24 protein-coding genes are annotated in these 17759 nt (G+C 47.2%); all 24 read right to left on the reverse strand.

Annotation, left to right across the window (positions count from 1 at the left end):
• Positions 1 to 43 precede the first annotated feature (43 nt).
• Positions 44 to 1087: an NAD(P)/FAD-dependent oxidoreductase gene (locus tag R70331_RS20090; RefSeq protein WP_042178398.1), complete on the reverse strand. Its 1044-nt coding sequence runs from the start codon at positions 1085 to 1087 to the stop codon at positions 44 to 46.
• 34 nt (positions 1088 to 1121) lie between these two features.
• Entirely contained in the window at positions 1122 to 2159 is a 1038-nt protein-coding gene (locus tag R70331_RS20095; RefSeq protein ID WP_042178400.1) for a FecCD family ABC transporter permease, read from the reverse strand.
• 2 nt (positions 2160 to 2161) lie between these two features.
• Complete coding sequence (locus R70331_RS20100) at positions 2162 to 3220, reverse strand: FecCD family ABC transporter permease (RefSeq protein ID WP_042178402.1); 1059 nt, start codon at positions 3218 to 3220, stop codon at positions 2162 to 2164.
• 182 nt (positions 3221 to 3402) lie between these two features.
• Positions 3403 to 3714 (reverse strand): hypothetical protein, encoded by a 312-nt coding sequence (locus R70331_RS20105; protein ID WP_042178404.1) that lies wholly within the window; start codon positions 3712 to 3714, stop codon positions 3403 to 3405.
• Positions 3715 to 3823: 109 nt separating this feature from the next.
• On the reverse strand, positions 3824 to 4060 hold the full coding sequence (locus R70331_RS20110; protein ID WP_042178406.1) for a hypothetical protein: 237 nt from the start codon (positions 4058 to 4060) through the stop codon (positions 3824 to 3826).
• Between the two features lie 43 nt (positions 4061 to 4103).
• A complete protein-coding gene (locus R70331_RS20115) occupies positions 4104 to 6035 on the reverse strand; it encodes an FtsX-like permease family protein (protein ID WP_042178408.1) in 1932 nt (643 codons plus the stop codon).
• Positions 6025 to 6795, reverse strand: coding sequence for an ABC transporter ATP-binding protein (locus R70331_RS20120; RefSeq protein ID WP_042178410.1), 771 nt, complete (start codon positions 6793 to 6795; stop codon positions 6025 to 6027). The genes R70331_RS20115 and R70331_RS20120 overlap by 11 nt, the downstream gene beginning before the upstream one ends.
• 417 nt (positions 6796 to 7212) lie before the next feature.
• Positions 7213 to 7722: a hypothetical protein gene (locus R70331_RS20125; protein WP_042178412.1), complete on the reverse strand. Its 510-nt coding sequence runs from the start codon at positions 7720 to 7722 to the stop codon at positions 7213 to 7215.
• Between the two features lie 38 nt (positions 7723 to 7760).
• Positions 7761 to 8504: a metallophosphoesterase family protein gene (locus R70331_RS20130; protein ID WP_231576323.1), complete on the reverse strand. Its 744-nt coding sequence runs from the start codon at positions 8502 to 8504 to the stop codon at positions 7761 to 7763.
• Between the two features lie 63 nt (positions 8505 to 8567).
• Positions 8568 to 10151 (reverse strand): sigma-70 family RNA polymerase sigma factor, encoded by a 1584-nt coding sequence (locus tag R70331_RS20135; RefSeq protein WP_042178414.1) that lies wholly within the window; start codon positions 10149 to 10151, stop codon positions 8568 to 8570.
• Between the two features lie 174 nt (positions 10152 to 10325).
• Complete coding sequence (locus tag R70331_RS20140; RefSeq protein WP_042178416.1) at positions 10326 to 10988, reverse strand: hypothetical protein; 663 nt, start codon at positions 10986 to 10988, stop codon at positions 10326 to 10328.
• 10 nt (positions 10989 to 10998) lie between these two features.
• The gene (locus tag R70331_RS20145) at positions 10999 to 11433 is read right to left on the reverse strand and encodes a hypothetical protein (RefSeq protein WP_042178419.1); all 435 of its coding nucleotides are present in this window, start codon (positions 11431 to 11433) and stop codon (positions 10999 to 11001) included.
• Positions 11430 to 11957, reverse strand: coding sequence for a hypothetical protein (locus tag R70331_RS20150; RefSeq protein ID WP_042178420.1), 528 nt, complete (start codon positions 11955 to 11957; stop codon positions 11430 to 11432). Before R70331_RS20150 ends, R70331_RS20145 begins: the two co-directional genes overlap by 4 nt.
• A gap of 106 nt (positions 11958 to 12063) precedes the next feature.
• Positions 12064 to 12519: a hypothetical protein gene (locus tag R70331_RS20155; RefSeq protein ID WP_156131164.1), complete on the reverse strand. Its 456-nt coding sequence runs from the start codon at positions 12517 to 12519 to the stop codon at positions 12064 to 12066.
• A gap of 23 nt (positions 12520 to 12542) precedes the next feature.
• Positions 12543 to 12947 carry a CDI toxin immunity protein gene (locus tag R70331_RS20160; RefSeq protein WP_042178425.1) on the reverse strand — a complete coding sequence of 135 codons (405 nt, stop codon included), beginning with the start codon at positions 12945 to 12947 and terminating at the stop codon, positions 12543 to 12545.
• 38 nt (positions 12948 to 12985) lie between these two features.
• Positions 12986 to 13762, reverse strand: coding sequence for a YxiJ family protein (locus R70331_RS30610; RefSeq protein ID WP_052419133.1), 777 nt, complete (start codon positions 13760 to 13762; stop codon positions 12986 to 12988).
• A gap of 113 nt (positions 13763 to 13875) precedes the next feature.
• Positions 13876 to 14283, reverse strand: coding sequence for an Imm10 family immunity protein (locus R70331_RS20175; RefSeq protein WP_081947682.1), 408 nt, complete (start codon positions 14281 to 14283; stop codon positions 13876 to 13878).
• A 190-nt stretch (positions 14284 to 14473) separates the two neighbouring features.
• A complete protein-coding gene (locus R70331_RS20180) occupies positions 14474 to 14752 on the reverse strand; it encodes a hypothetical protein (RefSeq protein WP_042178428.1) in 279 nt (92 codons plus the stop codon).
• 62 nt (positions 14753 to 14814) lie between these two features.
• Positions 14815 to 15306 carry a pentapeptide repeat-containing protein gene (locus tag R70331_RS20185; RefSeq protein ID WP_331281515.1) on the reverse strand — a complete coding sequence of 164 codons (492 nt, stop codon included), beginning with the start codon at positions 15304 to 15306 and terminating at the stop codon, positions 14815 to 14817.
• A gap of 14 nt (positions 15307 to 15320) precedes the next feature.
• The gene (locus R70331_RS20190; RefSeq protein WP_042178430.1) at positions 15321 to 15878 is read right to left on the reverse strand and encodes a hypothetical protein; all 558 of its coding nucleotides are present in this window, start codon (positions 15876 to 15878) and stop codon (positions 15321 to 15323) included.
• 31 nt (positions 15879 to 15909) lie between these two features.
• Positions 15910 to 16293 carry a hypothetical protein gene (locus tag R70331_RS20195; protein ID WP_042178433.1) on the reverse strand — a complete coding sequence of 128 codons (384 nt, stop codon included), beginning with the start codon at positions 16291 to 16293 and terminating at the stop codon, positions 15910 to 15912.
• Positions 16294 to 16598: 305 nt separating this feature from the next.
• Complete coding sequence (locus R70331_RS20205) at positions 16599 to 17033, reverse strand: hypothetical protein (protein WP_042178438.1); 435 nt, start codon at positions 17031 to 17033, stop codon at positions 16599 to 16601.
• On the reverse strand, positions 17026 to 17319 hold the full coding sequence (locus R70331_RS20210) for a hypothetical protein (protein ID WP_042178440.1): 294 nt from the start codon (positions 17317 to 17319) through the stop codon (positions 17026 to 17028). The genes R70331_RS20205 and R70331_RS20210 overlap by 8 nt, the downstream gene beginning before the upstream one ends.
• A gap of 126 nt (positions 17320 to 17445) precedes the next feature.
• A complete protein-coding gene (locus R70331_RS20215) occupies positions 17446 to 17715 on the reverse strand; it encodes a hypothetical protein (RefSeq protein ID WP_042178442.1) in 270 nt (89 codons plus the stop codon).
• Positions 17716 to 17759: the final 44 nt, after the last annotated feature.

A 17759-nucleotide genomic window follows, 5' to 3' on the forward strand; every position in this document is an offset into this window, starting at 1 on the left:
ATAAATCTATAATGGGAAGTACAGCCGGAATACAGGCTGTCTTCTAGTGATCATCACTTACGCCCAGCGCCTTGTTCTTCTCCTTGAACCGGTCATTGTGTGAGGATACATAAGCATATTTGGGTGCATCCGGGTCCATGAACAGCTTGGCGCTGTTCAGTGCCAGCACCGCATCCGTAAACGTTCCGGCAATCAGGCGGACCTTGCTGTCATAATCAACAAAATCTCCGGCGGCAAAAATACCGGGCAGGTTCGTTTCAAGCCGGGGACTAACCTTGGCCCACCATTCGCCCATCTCAATGCCCCAGTCACGCAGCGGGCCGAAATCGCTCTTGAGCCCGTGATTCACAATAACCGCGTCCACCGCAAACTGCTCGCTCTCGCCGGAATCGACATGGGTGATTGTCACCTGATCAATGGCTTCACCGTTGCTGCTATGCAGCTGGCTTACCGTATACGGTGTCCGGACCTTAACCGAGGATGCCTTCATACGGGAGATGTTTTTCTCATGTCCGCCGAACTGATCTCTTCTGTGCACAATTGTAACGCTGGCTGCGATTTTCTCCAGCTCATTGGCCCAGTCTACTGCGGAGTCGCCGCCCCCGGAGATCAGCACATGCTTGCCGCGGAACGGCTCCAGCTCCTGAACGGTATAATGCAGGTTGGTTACTTCGTAACGGTCAGCGCCTTCAATCTCCAGCTTGGCCATCTGCAGAATGCCGTATCCGATGGCCAGAATAACAGTCCGTGTCCAGTGCTGCTCCCCTGTAGCCGAGGTCAGAATGAACGTGCCATCCTCCTGGCGTGCCTGGTTAACAATCTGCTGCCCGAGTACAATGGACGGTTCAAATGTACGTGCCTGCTCTTCCAGCCGCTTGATCAGATCACCGCAGAGGGTCGGGGTAACGCCGCCCACATCCCAGATCATTTTCTCGGGGTAGATCAGCATTCTTCCGCCCAGCTCATCTTTGGCTTCGATCAGCTTTGTCTTCAAATCTCTCATCCCGCTGTAAAAAGCTGTATACATCCCGGCAGGTCCCCCGCCGATTATCGTCACATCATATAATTCCAGTTCCTGATCACTCATGTTATCCCCTCCGGTTAGATGTTGGCCAAGCTGTCTATGACTTCGTACGTGCCAGCAGATACAAAAAATAAGGTGCGCCGATGACGGCGACGACGATGCCGGTCGGAATCTCCGACGGCTGCAGGATCCAGCGGCCGATCGTATCGGCCGTAATCACCAGCAGAGCGCCCAGCAATGCTGAGGCCGGCAGCATCAGCTGATGCTTGGGACCGACCAGGCGGCGGGCCAGATGCGGCCCGACGAGGCCGACAAAGCCGATCCCGCCGCTGACCGCAACACTGGATGCAGCGAGGCCGACAGCGGCTGCCAGCAGCTTGAACTGCTCTTTGTTGACGTTAGCCCCCAAGCCAACCGCTGTCTGCTCACCCAGGTTAAGCACATTCATTACCCGTGCCTTATAGATGACATAGGGTACCAGGATGACAATCCACGGCAGAAGAGACAGGACAAACTTCCAGCTGGTCCCCCAGATGCTGCCCGCCAGCCAGGTCGCAACGAACTGGTATTTGTCGGGATCGAGTCGCAGCGTGAGTACAATCATGGCGGCGCTGATTCCGGCAGCCACAGCAACACCGGTCAGCAGCAGACGAATCGGCTTGATGCCCTCATGCCGTTTGTACGCCAGCACATAGATCAGGGCTGCAGTCAGCCCTGCCCCGACAAAGGCAATGACCGGAAGAAAAAAGACCGGAGCCGCATTGGTTGTCGGATAAAAGGAAACCATCAGCATGACCATCAGCCCGGCACCGGCATTGATGCCAAGGATGCCCGGGTCAGCCAGATCATTGCGGAAGACACCCTGCATAACGGCCCCGGAAACAGCCAGTCCGGCACCGATCAGCAGCGAGATGACGATCCGCGGCAGCCGGAAATCAAACAGAATCAGCTCCTGCTTGTCGGTGCCTTTCCCCAGCATTGTGTTCAGCAGCTGCAGCGGGGTTAAACGTATGTATCCTGTATTCACACTTATAATAAAAGCAATCACGATCAGCATAAAAATCACTGCCAGAATACCCAGTCCGCGTCTGCGTCTGGCAGACTCATAGGACAGACCAGTTGTCGTTCTCTGCATGCTCATAGCTCCCTTCTTTCCTTGCGGGCCAGATACAGAAAGAAAGGCACGCCGATCAGCGCGATAATCGCACCAAATGGGGTCTCATGCTTAGGGATAATCATTCTGGCCGTCAGATCAGCAAAGATCGCAAGCAGGCTGCCGAGCACTGCCGAGCAGGGAATAATCCACTTATAATCGACACCCACCAGATAGCGCGTCAGATGGGGGATAATCAGGCCGATAAAGCCTACAGCTCCGACCACTGATACGGATGCTCCGGCCAAAATCAGCACGATCAATGCCCCTGCCAGCTTGACCAGCCCTGTACGCTGTCCAAGTCCTTTGGCGATATCCTCACCGAGACTTAACATGGAGATGGATCTGGACAGGATGATGGCTCCAATAATGGCTCCGCCGATCCACGGAAACATGATCTTGAGCTGGAACCATTTCGTTCCGGCTACCCCTCCGGCATACCAGAAGGCCAGATCTTGCCCAATGTTAAAATATAAAGCAATCCCTTCGCTGAGCGCGGAGAGCAGCGCACTGAAGGCTGCACCGGCCAGCACCAGCCTGGCAGGCGTTAATCCGCCTCTGGACAGGGAGCCGATTCCATAGACAATGCCTGCCCCCATACCTGCACCTATAAAGGAATACATAATCAGGTACATGAACGGAAGCTGCGGAAAAAAGGCAAAACAGACCGCCAGCGCAAATCCGGCGCCGGAATTAATCCCCATAAGGCCCGAGTCCGCAAGCGGATTACGGGTCATTCCCTGCATAATAGCGCCTGCAACGGCAAAGCTTGCCCCAACCATCGCTGCACCGAGCACCCGCGGCATCCGCAGCTCGCGGATAATCTGATGGTCCGTCAAATCCGGGTTAAAATGAAAGACAGCGGTCCATACCACTGACAGCTTGATATCCGCTGCTCCAAACGATACTGAAACTGCAATACCGAATACCAAGGCAATCAGACCGCCGATCAGGATCAGCGTCGCCGCCCACGGGCGTGAACGAAACTTCACGTGATCCGTAGTAGGGATCTGCCCCTTGCTGGCAGTTGCCTGTTGATTCATGAATCTCACCCATTCTTCTGAAATTGATTCTCATTATCATTATAGTATTGTAAGATAGATTGCCATGGTTTGGCAATGGACAAATCTAAACACCTGCTTAAAAAAATCTATTGTCATACGAAAAAGCCCCTGTATTCTCTGTCAGGACAGGGAATACAGGGGCTTCCGGCAACCGGTTAACTTTAGACATTTTGCAGGGTGCTCCCGAATATTTTGCGGATCATCCCCTGCATTTTGCCGATATGGGGGACAAAAAGACTTTTGTCATACACGTAGCCCGACTGGGTTACCAGCTGTGAATAGACCTGGAACAGCTGTGCCGCCAGCTGCCGGTCAATCTGCTGCTCCTCCCGGATCAGCAGCTCCGCCTCTTCCATTGCTGCATATAACCGGGCAAATGCCGGCTCATTAATGCTTTTCCGGCGCAGCGGCCCCATGATATCGGTTACAATTCCCTGGATAGACACGGTAAGTGACTGAATCCTCTCATCCATCCGGCATTCCTCCTGCGCTGCAGAGTAGATGAAGACTTATACCATTGTATGATAGACTCAGCCCCAGCAGACCTTGCGCCTGGTTCGCCGTATCCAATAAAGACTACCGTTATCTTGTATACTCCTCATATTCGCTTCTGCCGCTGCTTCTGCTGCTCAGGTGCCTGTCGTACATGTACTCGTCATTCCGCAGCTTATAGATTGCCCCTATGCCGCCAAATACGAACAGCAGCAGAATCATCAGCGAATAGGCGTAATTAAATTCACCGATATAAAAGCATACCCCAATGGATACGACGAGCAAAAGCAATAATCCGAGTCCGATTCTGGACAATATTTTTTTCACAGTAATGACCTCCTGGTTTTTGCTAACCGTAACATGCCTAAAATTAAAGCATTGTCGAAATCTGCTTCACGTACCTCCGTGTGTACAGCTGATAGAACAGCAGCTGGAGCAGGATAAACAAGGCGCTGACGATAAGAGCAGTTACAATAATCATGATCATATCAGCAGCATCCTTTGCCTCCAGCATAGCCGTGAGACTGCAGAAAATGAAGCCGGAAATCAGCGCAGCAAGAATATACGGCAAAAAAAAGATCAGCCTGAGCGGACGTTTCATCTGCTGTTCTGCTTCTTGTACAGTCATTCCGATCCTGTATAGCTTACGGTACTTACGCTGCTCTGCTTCAAGCTCGCTCAATATACCGAAATGCAGCACTGCGCAGCTCGAGACATAAAAGATCAGGCCGACAAAGCTCATAATAATCAGGCCGAATAGGCCGGACTGCTTCCACTCCTCGTATTCCGCAAATCTGGAGCTCGTTTTGAACGCAAACTCCTCAAGCTTGGCCGTGTTATACCAAGGCTCGGTATGCTCCCGGTTATACGCAGCCAGCGTCTCATTCAGCCTGCGGTCCACATCCCCGGTCTGCCTCCAGTCAGCAAACTGCAGCAGATGGATGTGTCCCAATCCATTCCGGATATCCTCTCTGATGAACTCATAATCATAAGGATTCACAATCAGGAAATGATAGCCCATTACCGGAATCAGATTGAACAGCATCCGTTCTACTGTACCGGCCGATACCAGATGAAGCTTACCAGAGAGCACCGGTGCATCATAGTCCGCAAAGGACTCGTTGACCCGGGTGTATCCGCTTTTGTCCGCAACCAGGAATAAATTCAAAAAGCTTCCGCGCTCCACCAGATAATCCGTGCCGGTTACCGCATTAAGCAACTCTGAGGAAAGAATTTTCGGATGCGGCATATTGAGCACTTCCAGACTCTGCGAGGCGAGAAGCTCTGTCTGAGATGAGCTGGTTATACTCTGTAATGTCTGCGGGGAGATGGTATTTTTGCCGTACAGCTCGGCATAAGCGATACTGTAAGGATTACTATCTGCAGCACTGCCCCATGACCGGAAATAAAGGTCCAGCATCAGGCTGCTTAGAAAAATAGCAATTGTCATCAGCAGCGTAATCAAAAAGCTAATGTTGCGGAAGCGGACAAACCTGTGCTTGAGGTCTGAAATGAACAGCAAATTCCGGTATCTCCGTGACGATTTCCGTTCCTGCGAAGCTGCCGCCCATGCTCCCAGACCAGTAAGCAGCAGATAGAGTGCAGGCCAGCACAGCAGCATACTGAGCTGAAATACCCATTCAGCCTTAATGAACCAGCCGGATAACAGGCAGGCTGCCAGCAGCAGAACACCGGTTAGACCCGGAAGCTTACCGCGCAGCAGCGGACGGTCAGCGCTTTGGGCGGATTTCAGCTGAGAAAGAATGCCGGGCTGAAGCGCGGACAGCATACTGACGGCAATAACCAGCACATAGAGAATTCCAAAGAAAGATGCAGTCTCCACATAACTCTCCCGTGAGAAGGTCACCGGGATGCTGTCCAAGTCGACGATCCTGCCAATGAGCAGATAAAAAATTCTCATAAACAGGCTGCCTGACAGGAATCCCGCCGCCATAGAGCTTAGTGCAAGCAGGACATTCTCTAGCAGAATCAGCCTGCAGATATTGCTGCGGGTCATTCCCAGCACCATAAAAAGACCGAACTCGGCTTTGCGGGACTTCATTAATGATGACTGCGCAAATAATAGGAAGAGCACCGAGAATACAATCAGTGCCCATCTGGGTGCCATGAGATTACTGCTGATTCTGCCGTCTAACAGGGATGGATCATTAAAGCCGGGATTGGTGTAAAGAGAATTAAAGGTGAACAGGAGCATTACGGCAAAGCTGCTGCACAGAAAATACAACAGGTACTTGCGGAAATTAGCCTTGAACATCCGCAGCAGGATACGGTTAAAAGTCATCTTCCCCGCCTCCTATGAACGCAAGGCTGTCCAGAATAGTCCCGAAAAAGGTTTTTCGCGCAGCTCCCTGCTCTCTGCTGATCTCTAGGCCGATCTCCCCGTCCTTAATAAATACAACCCTGCTGCAATAGCTTGCGGCAAAAGGGTCATGAGTAACCATTACAATGGTCACCTGCCGATCCCTGTTCAGACCGGCTAAAGTCCGCATCACCGTGCCTGCTGACTTGGAATCCAGATTGCCGGTAGGCTCATCTGCAAACACAATTTCCGGGCCGTTAATAATCGCCCGCGCAATCGCCGCCCGCTGCTGCTGGCCTCCGGATACCGTATAAGGATATTTGTCCTGAACTTCAGCGAGTTCGAACAGCGTGAGCATATCCGCCATCTTTGCTTCGATCTCCTCCGGCTCCAGCTCATCCAGTACCAGAGGCAGCATAATATTATCCCGCATATTCAGGCTGTCCAGCAGATTATAATCCTGAAAAATAAAACCCATCCGCTGCCTCCGCAGCAGTGCCAGCTGATCCTTTTTCATACTGCTGAGGCTGCAGTCGTCAAGCTGAACCGAGCCGCTATACTCTGTATCAATACCGCTCAGAATATTGAGCAGTGTCGTTTTCCCGCTGCCCGACGGCCCCATCACCGCTACGAACTCCCCGCAGTCCACCGTAAAGTTCAGCCCGTTCAGTGCCGGGAACAGATTGTTTTTGCCCTTGCCTTTATATTGCTTCACCAGATTCTGCACGGTCAGTATCGACATATCGGTAGCATCCTGTCTGTAACGGATTTGGAGCATGCGTGTGATCTAAAGTAACTTTGCTGGCTCAGCACTTCACAATCCGCGCTCCAAACCTACTATAAATCTATCATCAGGAAGAATATGTATTATTTTTCACAAGATGGAGTATTGCATACATCAGAACATCAACTTAACTGCACTCTGTACAACTATCCCGGCCCATTTTCACAAAATCCGCACAATAACTGCACTCCAGACAACTAAAATCAGCAAATTCTCTCCAAACGCCAATAATCACTGAATATAGCTGCACAAAGTACATCTAAACTCTAATTAGTCTGAAAAAGGCCGGATTTAAGTGTATAGAGTGCAGCTATGTCCGATAAAAACTGCTTATCCGCAGACCTAGGTGAGGATGAAATTTTACACCCCAAAAATCTATCTGATTATAAAGCGCACCAGCTTGCGGGAAGTCTGTCTGACTATAAACAGAATGCACCATAATATAAGCATCATTGCGATTATAGTTACTTCACTTAAATCTATTCCCTCAGTTGATTTATAAAGAAGAATCCCGATCCCGGCCAAAATATTGATTGTTAATGGTACCAGCGTCATAGTAAGCACAAAATACATCGCGTAGAAAACAATATGCTGAAGCTGTTCGGCTGCTAATGAGAGCTCCAGCTGCGGATTGGCAACCCTTGCTGTAAATCTCCTGCTTAAGACCAGGATTACAATTCCGCTTATTAGAGTAAGTACTGCTGTATACAAATCTTCTAATTTGTCCATCATCAGCAGCTCAATATAGGATTCGTGACTAGTCAAATAGATGCTATAGCTCAGAGTGTCCAGAAATCCCGTAACAATTAAATACAATCCGTAAATCCGGTAACAGATGTTGAGTACATTGAAATATGTAATATTGCCAGTTGTCTGGTTGTCCATGCTCTACTCCTTGTACATGATGGGATTTGTTAATGTTCTTATTTCTCAGCACCTCCACTGCTCTCACCCAGCCGCACACTATAGCTTTTATATCCGTCTTCACCAATCTCCAGGCAGTTCAGCTGCCCGCCGTAGGCGCAGCCGCCGTCAATGCCGATTTTGTCGCCGTACGGGCTGAACCAGATGCCGGGGTTATCCTGGAACTCGAAGGTTGACGTGTGGCCGAATACTACAGTTTTGCTGGTACTTGTTACCGGATGCTTGTAGAACGGCTCCCTGATCCAGATAAAATCATAATCCTTCTGCGTTCTCCAGTCCGCCAGCGCCGGATCGATCCCGGCATGCACGAACAGATGGTCCTCCGTCTCATGATACAGCGGCAGCGAGCTCAAAAAATCCAGATGCTGCTTATACGCCTGCCTGATCCAGTGCTTGATCCGGATATACTCTGCCCAGCCCAGATCCTGTTGTACGAAATCTGCATCCGCTCCTGCATAGCTCGCCAGGGTATAAAACCCGCCGTTGTTCATCCAGTGCAGATCGAGCTTATCCTCATCGTCGCTGAGCAGCGCATCACAGGCCATTTTGTCATGGTTGCCCTTCAGGACAACTGCACCGTATTCCGCATGAAGAGACATCACCTGCTCCACAATAGCCTTGCTGTTCGGCCCCCGGTCCACATAATCGCCGATAAGTACCAGCTTGTCCCGTTCCGGGACATAATCTGCTTTTCGCAAAAGCGCGTTAAATTCCCGGTAACAGCCGTGAATATCGCTAACCACTAAGGTTCTGATGCTCTTTTCCTCCCTCCGGTACATATCAGAACCTTATTATAGCATCAAAAACTACATACGCACGGGTCTTTGCGCCAAGCTGTCCCACCGCCAAGGTACCGAATGACCTAGCAGATGCAGTCCGCCGTACCACACATCAATACCCTGCGCTGCCACCCGGTCCTCTCTACCGTCCAGCACCTGTCCGCCAAGCGTTGTAGCCGTTACTTTCCGGTTCAGAAAATCAGGCACCTGCCGGAAATCCCAATTGTCCGCAGCCTCCGCACCGTCAATATGCAGCAGCGGATTCGCCCCCTGCACCATTCCCCGCAGATACAGCCAGTATTCCAGATCACCCATCCCCAGCATATGCAGCTCATCTGCCACTTGCCGGAACAGCTTCATTGGAGTGTCAGCTCCGCCGCGCACCTTGTGCAAGGTCGTCTGCTCCACGATGCCAAGCCCGTTCTCCACTGAGGGCAGGCGCGACAGATGGGCCAGAAATGCAGGATAAGCAAAGGGCAGTGCTGATGCCGCCAGCTGATCTTTTCTCAGCTCAAGCATATCTGCCATGTGATCCGGTTCTGCAGCGGCATAAGCTTGCCACAGCTCACTGCCCAGGTCCAGCTCTTCGTTCCCGATACTCCGCCATGTCCCGTTCAACGTACTAAGCTGTTCCGGAGTCAGCTGGCCTAGACCGTGAAACAGCTCGATGCCGGGAAATTCCCCGATGCAGAGCAGGCTGAGCCTGGTACGGCCTAGCCTTTGACCATTGAACCAGTGCAGCAGATAGGCCAGCATACTCTGGTCGAACAGGTCATGCTCGAACCACAGCACCACTTCCTCATAGCGGCTGAAGCCATGCAATTTCTCCTCCTGCTCCGCACAGCCCGCTATGTATTCTGCTGACGGGATACCCATGGACTGCTCGAGTGCTTGTGCCCGGAAGGCGCGTTCTTGGTCACCTGCGGAATTCACAAAATTCGGCCCGGCCGAGTACACCTCTCTCCAAACCAGCACATCCCCCTGCACAATGCCCTGCTTCATCATATTACCTACACTATCTCCGTTCACAATATGCAGCATATTCCTGCCTCCTTCGTATAAGCTGTTGAACACGGAAGCCAGGTCGATGACAGGCAATGCTCCGCGCAGCTTGCGCCGTGCATCGAAGAGCCGTTTTTTGAGTGCAGACAGCGGAATGTCGAGGTATGCGGAGATTTCCTGCAGGGAATAGCCGTAAAAATAAAACAGCTGAAGCGGGACACGCAGCCTGTCACTCAGTTCCTCCACCGATTGATGCAGAATGCGTGCGCCCTCTTTTTGCTCGGCAAGCTCTGCTACCGCCTGTGACCCGTCCGTAAGATGGGCTGCCACTTCCAGTGGAAGACTGGAGTACCGTTTGCGCCGCAGCGTCCGCTGGCATTGTCTGATAACTATTGTTTTGAACCAACCCGGGAACGCAGCCGGCTCTTCCAGCCTGCCGATATGGGTATAGGCCTCAAGAAACGCCTCCTGGACAGCATCCTCCGCCAAATGTACATCCCTCAGCCTGTCATACGCCACCGCAAACGCCATCCCGCGAAAATGCGCCGCCAGCCGCCCGAACGCTTCCGTATCCCCTTGCTGCGCTTCCTCAATCCACCGCGTTTCCATGCCTGCCGTACCTCTTTTCACATGTTCTTAACTATAAGTGCCGTTCAGGGGCTAAAGGGTTACCTTGTGTTGGAATTAATGTAGCATATGGAGTGTGATGGGGGAAATAAGGGGGTGGGACCATGGGAAGGGGAGATAAAGTTTAGAGTATGTGGAGGAACATAGTGTCATTTCTTATAGAATAATAAGGCGTTTTTGTGCTAGCTGATATAGACGTACTTTTGCTTTCCCATCCATTTCTTGCGTAGCCGGATTTTGAAAAACAAGCAGACCCTCCTTATTCACTCCCTTGCTGTTTAGAGCAAATTCAAGAGATTTATATGCCCTGAGTTCCAGCAGTTGTATGACTTGCTCTTTGTTAAGTATACCGCCGGTTCTTACGATTTCCCTGCATGTAAACGCTGCTGCCTCTTTACGGAATGCTTTCCCTAAAAACAGGGTATCTAAGTCAGCTCCATCACTGGGAGAAATTCGGTCGGCTTTTAAATTTTCTATAACGATACTTTCCAGTGACATATAGTTATTCTGTCTGTAGCAGGCGGTAAGCTCGTCAAGCAGTTCACGGCTCAGGTATGTGGATTGCAGGCAATCTTCACAAACTTTATCATTGAAATATTTCCAAGTAACATGTTCTTGCACAGATGTATGCAGAGAGAGTAAGGGTAGCATGTGATAGAGTCTAATTAATTGTGCTTTGCTTAGATGACCATGCAGTTCTGCTTGCTCCACTACTTTTAATAGTGGTAATAGCCTGTTAAGCTGGTTTGACACTTGCGCTTCTTGTAGAGAATAATCCTCTAGAAGTGACCTGATTTGTAAAAGTATCGTTTCGTTCATTAGCTCCTCCTTATTCGTCCTCCTCCAAAAGCCTCTTAACCTGCCGCTCCAGCTCGGACTCCTCATCCCCAATATCTTTATCTGTGACCATATAGACATTATTATGTACGATCTCTACAACTTCTGCGTCAAAATAAGCTTCTTCAAACCTTCCAAGCAGCTCCTCCCGCTCATCGGCCAAATCCTGCGCATTCTCAAACTCGTAGGCATGCAGCGTCTGGAAGGTAAGAGGGAAGATAAGCGTTACTTGTGCAGTAGCAGTTGGGCAGATGATTGTGGCAGGGGTCTCGGCACTGGCTTCAGTAAAAATCATTTTATGTTCAGCCAACAGCCTGGTGACATCCTTCAGGTTCATATTCATCTCGTCGGCCGGTTGTTGGTTGGATTGACAGGAGGTTAGCAGGATCAGAACAAGCGCACTGAAGGTGATATATGCTTTTTTCACAGTTGTATTTCTTCCTCCTCTTCCTCTAAATCCGGTCCTTTAAAATATTTAATACGCAGAGTGTTGTTTATAATATCCGCTTGATAGACTGCACTGGAGGAAACCGCCGTCTCAGAAAAATCTCTGATAAATTCCCTGTGCATTTTTGAAGCATTAAACATATCTTGATAAATCAATCTATGTTCATCATCTACATATAAAATATTGGTTCCCTCACTCAGGACGGGATTATAGTATGGTTCAGAAATTCTTGTATTCTCTATATCATAATAAAATACATATCGGTTAGAACTGCCCAGACTTAATGTAATTTGAATCAAATGGGAACCCAACATTTCGGTCGTCGGTTCTACCGGATATTCTTCTTCGAAAACCGCTTGATGCGCTTTATTGAAAAGCACCATCGAGTAGTTACCATCACTGATTTTTTTGATGTATATGCTTTCTTTCTGCAATCCAAAGGATGGGTAGAAACAAATAATTCCTAATGCTGCGGCTACTTTTAGAAGGCTATGTATCTTCATAATGCTCCTCATATTTTGCTCTTTGATTATTAAAACGTTCTAGCATCCGATTAATGGAGATATATCAACGGAACATTCCTACCTCTGTGTACTGTACCTCTTGACACTACCGCTCCACATCAAAATAAAGAACATTCCGCTTGTGGTCAAAATAGAAATTGCCTGCGAAGCTTGAACTTTTAATGTAGGCATCGAAATCTTCACTGCTGCTCCAATGCTGAAGCTTGCCTTTAAAATCATACTGAAGCTCAGGAATAATCAGCGCATTCTCCCAAGTATAGTCCTGTTTAAGCGCTGTTGAAGCAGCCTGGCTCAAAAACACATACCCTCTCATCCAATAATTAGTCGGTCCGAAATCACCGCCAATACTGCTCCCGCTCCAAAAAACTTTATCAATGCCCGCCAGGTTGGGAAAGCGCTCGCTGATTGGTTTGATGTCTGTCCTATAGCTAATCTCGGCTTGGCCCGACGAATACCCGGAGTAGAGTGAAATGCCGATAAGCAGAACCAGTATAGCACCTAGTGAGATCAGCTTTTGCATCGTGTGAACTTTTATATTCACTTTTCTCTGCCTCCTTTTATTGCTTAGATTGCCTTGAAGCCTAATACAATCTTCCCGTCATGGAAAAATTCAATCACAAATGAAAAGTCAGGACAGACAACCCAAGTATCGCTCCCCACTGCCAGGATATCATCTAAATGCTTTTCTAATTGTCTAAGATTCACTAGAACACTCGGAGAATCAGTATTGTTCCAAAGTATATTCATTTGCATTTCATGAGCTTTCTCTATCTTTGAGTTTAGTATTTCGATAGCTTCTTTAATGGAACCCACAGGATAGTGTTCATGAACAAGGTTCCAGTCAATTCTTCCCCACTGTGTAATTGGGTACGCCTCCACCAAGCGTTGAAGTAATGACTCTGTCCGACCATCCGTTTCCATAACAACGTTCCCAGCCAATACCTCTATAAGCTCTTCGAATAAAGTCATTGCAGTGCCTCCAGTATTTTCATCGTAAAAATTGAATGTCACAAGTTTTTATTTTCTTTTATAATTCTAAGCAGCATCCCCCTGGCACGCTCATGAGCCTCCAGATCTGCTGAAATCGTCGGATATTCAGACAATCCAGGCTGTATAAAAGCATACGCCGGATAGCGCTCAAAAAAGCTTTTTCGTAACAAAGCAAGCTGTCTCTGAGGAATCTCAGTAACGGAGTTATGAATAACATAACTGATCGTTCCGGCAATCAACGCACAATATTCACTTAAGTCTGCGTTGAACGATTCCTCCTTTAAATGTGTAAAAGCTGCTGCGAAATCCTCCTTCAAGCGTGCTGAATCTTGATAAGGAAAAGAGCGGTGTAAACTCTTATAAAGCAGTGCTAGTTCTTTAATGGTTGCTGATTGGTCTGACATACTATACCCCTCTCTAAATTCCCATACACGCGGCCCCTCCAGTAAAAGCCAACCATTAACCTCATCATATCCGCTGACGGTTGCTTCAACTAACAAGCCTTTATATATGCTGCGATGCCCGGCATGTGCAGCACATTCGTCATAGTCAGCAAGTCCAAGGGCTTTAGTATCCGGAATGCTTACAATAACTCCATGCGGATATAGCACTTCTAGATAGCCGAATATTCTGGTGCCCTGTGTAAAGGTACGTTTGGTCTCGAGCCAATCCGGCAGCTGCTCCTTGATCAGTTCATTCCAGACTGCCTCGAATGCGGCTTTGGGGATGGGCTCCAGTTCAGGATCGTTCAAAGACAATTCATGCTCTGCCAGGAAAAAATCATATTTTTTCACATTAGAAATCCTGCTCGCCTTGCCCTCTTCCAAAAGCATTTGTCTATAGACTACGCCCTCGTCATCTGCTTCGAAATACCATTTTTTCCCATCTTAATATAGCAGCAGGTAGATCATAGCAGCCCCGCTTCAGCGTCTATTTCAAGCAACTCTCCAAACATCTGCTCAAAAAGTTCTCTACGCTCTTCTAAATTAAGTACATCAGGATCGAAATTGACCCGCACCACTGCTGCTTCACAGTCCAATGCTTCAATAGCTTCCTCGTCCAGATATATTTCGATTGAGCCTGGTTTAAGCAGCACTTTTTCGATTCCGCCATACTGTGACTGTGATTCATCGTTGTAAGTCATATGGATTTTATCAAAACCCAGCGCCAGGTCCTGCTCATCCGGGTGCATGGTTAGTTGGAGTAGGATATACTCCTGCGGGTCATACTGGTCGTCAGCGAAGCCTATCATCAGAACATCATTCTCATCATCAGCCTGTGCATATATAAAGTTTGCAGTAAATGTGCTCATCATTGCGGCCCCCACAGTTCCATTTTATTCAAATATAAAATATACCTGTAAATAATTTCAACATCCATACGGAATAACCCTTCTCTTGGACGGATTTGTAGTCAGAATATGGTGAATGAGGGTGTAAGTATGCATAAAAAGAGCAGCGTTTCTCCGTTTCCGGGGTACACTGCCCTGTTATGACAACATCAAATTAACTATTCTGCTCTGTTTTCAGCCTCTTTTTGATAAAGTCAGCACATTCCTGTACCAGCTCGTGCAGTTGTTCTGGCTTCGTGCATCTTTTTTCAAGTGCGGGCTTTTGCCAATCTAAATCTTTAATCACAACTACTGCAAATTCTTTCCGGTACCAGCCAACGTCCAGTGTATAAGAATCTGCTCGATAGGCAACCTGAAAAATATCCTCCTGATCCAAATACTGCGTCACATTATAAGTAACAATTCCGGGAAAAAAGTCAATGTCGTCGAACATGGGCGGGTGTGGATCCTTTTGATTTGACGGGGGTTTTAGAGTTTAACTCATTAAAAGCCCAGTTAGAAATTCTTTTTATAAATAGCACCTTGCTGCAACGGGTTAAATCCCTCAGGCCAAATAGTCGATTCATCGAAAAAAGCTTCTCGCAGGTTCGCACGATCTAACCCACTACATTTGAGTACAGCTCCAAACAGCACCGCTCCCTGAAAATCAGCATCTCTAACATTTGCGCCTGTTAAATCTGCTGTTATCAAACATGCATTTTTAAAGACAGCATAGAGGCATGTTGCATTTATTAGGTTGGCACCATTCAAATCCGCATTGGTCATTTCGCACATAATCATTGAGGCCCCGGTAAGATCCGCTTGTGAAAGATTGGCGCCGTCAAGTTCAGCATTTCTTAAACTTGCTTTACGGAGACTCGCTCTCATTAAATCGCAATTGTTCAAAATCGCCCTGTGTAAATCATAGCCATCTAAATTCGCTTCAATAAGTGAGTCTGCATTAACGATTATTGGATTTTCGTTAGCTAATGTATGTATCTTTACTATATCTGTCTCCTCCTTTAAATCATTCTGTCGAGTTCATCTACAATAGTCTCTCGCACTGACTCAGGAGTTTTATTTTCAAGTGTTATAAGCCGCAAAAGCACACTCATTGTCTGCCGGAAGCTGACCGGACTTGATCCTACTTCTCCGTGAGCCCCGGTATGAATTTCAATCGTTCCCGAAGGCAGCAGAAAAGCGGGATCTTTAGATAACGTATGTATTTCATCGAACATTGCAATAATATATGCCTCCGGAATTCCGCGTCTGACTAACTCTGGCTGTAAAGCAATTACATCTTCAATGATCTCATCATCGTTGCAGCCGATCCCGGCTTGAACCACCAGTTCGCCAGAATCTGACGGAAAATATGAAATTCCTATACAGGCGTAATTACTAACCATCCGGGCAGCTAGTACAAGCTCTACTGAAAGCTTACAATGCTTTTTAGATACATAGTTTATCAAAGGAAAGGCGCGCTCGACTCTCTCCCTCGCTGGGTATTTCGCAAACGGAGGTTCATCCAGCCAAACACGGGCACGTCGATAACGGCCAAGGTCGTTGAAGTTCATCAGCATTATGGGTCCTCCGGGAAGTTGTTGTATATGGTCAATCCGGTTCTTGTCTATAACCACCTTTGTTAATCAGCAGTTCCTCAAAATCACACGAGGCCACTGCCTTATAACCTCTTTTCCATAATCCTTCGAGCAGGAGTGATATTGTAGTAATGTATGTTTCTGTGCGCTCACCTATACTCGGTTCGATCTCGACTAAATATTTTGAGAACAAAAATCCGTCAGGAGCCACTTTCCTTCTCTGCTCATGGAAATCATCATTTCTAATTACATCGAGATCACAAATAGCATGGAATAAACTCGAATACTGTCCCGGTTGACCACCAATAGCTCTGCTAATATCAGACAATATGATAGCTCTATCAAGGTCAGTATCCAAATATATTTTGCAAAATAGATTTAAGTCGTTATGTGGCATCTTTGCACCTCATGGCAAACGTCTGATTAAGAGTTAATAACTTCATCACGCATCTCACATAGCAGCACAGCTTCATTCATTGTTAACGGAAACAAATCACCATCTTCAAAAAGATTTTTCTCAGCTTCATCATAACTATCTGCGTATTCTAAAACGTATGTTTCCCCCCCTGATTACGGTTAGCCTTTAAATACTTGCCTTTAGATGTATAAACGACGGTATTATTGATTTTTACTTCCTTGTAGTTCAGTTCTTTAAGCAGCGAGATTATTTTAATTTCCGTTTCCTTCCTTATGCGCCTCTGTTTATTCCAAATCCGCATGTTTATCATAATCCACCCCCAAAGCAACTTCTTTCGATTCACTTATCCTCCCCTCGCCTAAAAATTGAATAATATCAGCTGTCTCATCCTCCCAATCTGGGCCATAAAATGATAAATAGCCGGCAAATTCTCGAAGATGATCCGGCAATTTGTAGTCCAGGATAATGATCTGCTGGTACACCTTAAACATGATTTCAACAGGCATTAAGAAGGACTCCTTATCTTTTTCTTTAATAAAAACTAACACCGATGCATCTGAATTGTTCTGTTCAATCTTTTTTATAAGCAACCCAACTGTATCTTCAAAATCCCTATTCCATTTCTTTTGTTCTTCCACTGAGACATGCAGCCAGTTTATCTCTTGTAACTGCCAGATTTTTGTTGAGAGATCAATTAAGTTGTAGCCTTTATTACTCATAATTTCGTACATATTCAAATCTAATTTGTAATTTTTCTTTTAAATCAAACTCCCAGTAAGCGAACACATAGGAAGCAAAAAACTTGTCAGTATCCCGTTCTGATCTTGCTGCTTTAACTAAAGATACTTCGTGATTCTCTACTAGCCAACCGCTTAGATTCTCAATATTCCATCCGCGTTCGTGGTCAAGATACTCATTTCCTTCACCAGTATCAATAACGAACTCTTTTCCAATCTCACGTGCTTTCTCCATTACATATTCAAGATATTCATCATTATCCTCCATCTAAGACCGTACCTCCTCATATTAATCCCGGCGCTCCAGCTGACCATTCCAATCCAACAATTTTTAAAACCGCCACATGGTTCACACTCTAAAAAAGTTAACCATCTCATATGAGGTCTATACTGACTAAATTCTGCCTAATGCTCTATCAGCTTCTATCTGAAGCTGGAACGTCTTAGTTCCCATGTATTTCCGTGCAGTCTCTAAAATGATTTCTAACAGATTGATGTTCCTTTCCTCTTTTAACAATTTTATTATTTCAGGCATGAAGATGTCCTCAATTATGACCGTTTCTAGTACCTCATCGTGTAACGTAATCGATTCTCTATACGCAGCCTCAGTCGAAGGTAAGAACTCTAACATTTTCCGCAAAAATTCTTCTGATTTTTTATTCATTAGCACCGACTCCTCAGTTAATTGACTGCCACTACTTGAATCAT

Source organism: Paenibacillus sp. FSL R7-0331 (assembly GCF_000758645.1).
Lineage (GTDB): Bacteria > Bacillota > Bacilli > Paenibacillales > Paenibacillaceae > Paenibacillus_AQ > Paenibacillus_AQ camerounensis.

Bases quoted from the DNA above. Each gene is read 5' to 3' on its own strand.
- R70331_RS20115 (WP_042178408.1), bottom strand. From the start codon at position 6,035: ATGACTTTTAACCGTATCCTGCTGCGGATGTTCAAGGCTAATTTCCGC.
- R70331_RS20140 (WP_042178416.1), bottom strand. From the start codon at position 10,988: ATGAACGAAACGATACTTTTACAAATCAGGTCACTTCTAGAGGATTAT.
- R70331_RS20210 (WP_042178440.1), bottom strand. From the start codon at position 17,319: ATGGAGGATAATGATGAATATCTTGAATATGTAATGGAGAAAGCACGT.
- R70331_RS20180 (WP_042178428.1), bottom strand. From the start codon at position 14,752: ATGTTCGACGACATTGACTTTTTTCCCGGAATTGTTACTTATAATGTG.
- R70331_RS20195 (WP_042178433.1), bottom strand. From the start codon at position 16,293: ATGCCACATAACGACTTAAATCTATTTTGCAAAATATATTTGGATACT.
- R70331_RS20205 (WP_042178438.1), bottom strand. From the start codon at position 17,033: ATGAGTAATAAAGGCTACAACTTAATTGATCTCTCAACAAAAATCTGG.
- R70331_RS20105 (WP_042178404.1), bottom strand. From the start codon at position 3,714: ATGGATGAGAGGATTCAGTCACTTACCGTGTCTATCCAGGGAATTGTA.
- R70331_RS20100 (WP_042178402.1), bottom strand. From the start codon at position 3,220: ATGAATCAACAGGCAACTGCCAGCAAGGGGCAGATCCCTACTACGGAT.
- R70331_RS20120 (WP_042178410.1), bottom strand. From the start codon at position 6,795: ATGTCGATACTGACCGTGCAGAATCTGGTGAAGCAATATAAAGGCAAG.
- R70331_RS20150 (WP_042178420.1), bottom strand. From the start codon at position 11,957: ATGAAGATACATAGCCTTCTAAAAGTAGCCGCAGCATTAGGAATTATT.
- R70331_RS20125 (WP_042178412.1), bottom strand. From the start codon at position 7,722: ATGGACAACCAGACAACTGGCAATATTACATATTTCAATGTACTCAAC.
- R70331_RS20095 (WP_042178400.1), bottom strand. From the start codon at position 2,159: ATGCAGAGAACGACAACTGGTCTGTCCTATGAGTCTGCCAGACGCAGA.
- R70331_RS20090 (WP_042178398.1), bottom strand. From the start codon at position 1,087: ATGAGTGATCAGGAACTGGAATTATATGATGTGACGATAATCGGCGGG.
- R70331_RS20135 (WP_042178414.1), bottom strand. From the start codon at position 10,151: ATGGAAACGCGGTGGATTGAGGAAGCGCAGCAAGGGGATACGGAAGCG.
- R70331_RS20190 (WP_042178430.1), bottom strand. From the start codon at position 15,878: ATGCTGATGAACTTCAACGACCTTGGCCGTTATCGACGTGCCCGTGTT.
- R70331_RS20215 (WP_042178442.1), bottom strand. From the start codon at position 17,715: ATGAATAAAAAATCAGAAGAATTTTTGCGGAAAATGTTAGAGTTCTTA.
- R70331_RS20175 (WP_081947682.1), bottom strand. From the start codon at position 14,283: ATGATGAGCACATTTACTGCAAACTTTATATATGCACAGGCTGATGAT.
- R70331_RS20160 (WP_042178425.1), bottom strand. From the start codon at position 12,947: ATGACTTTATTCGAAGAGCTTATAGAGGTATTGGCTGGGAACGTTGTT.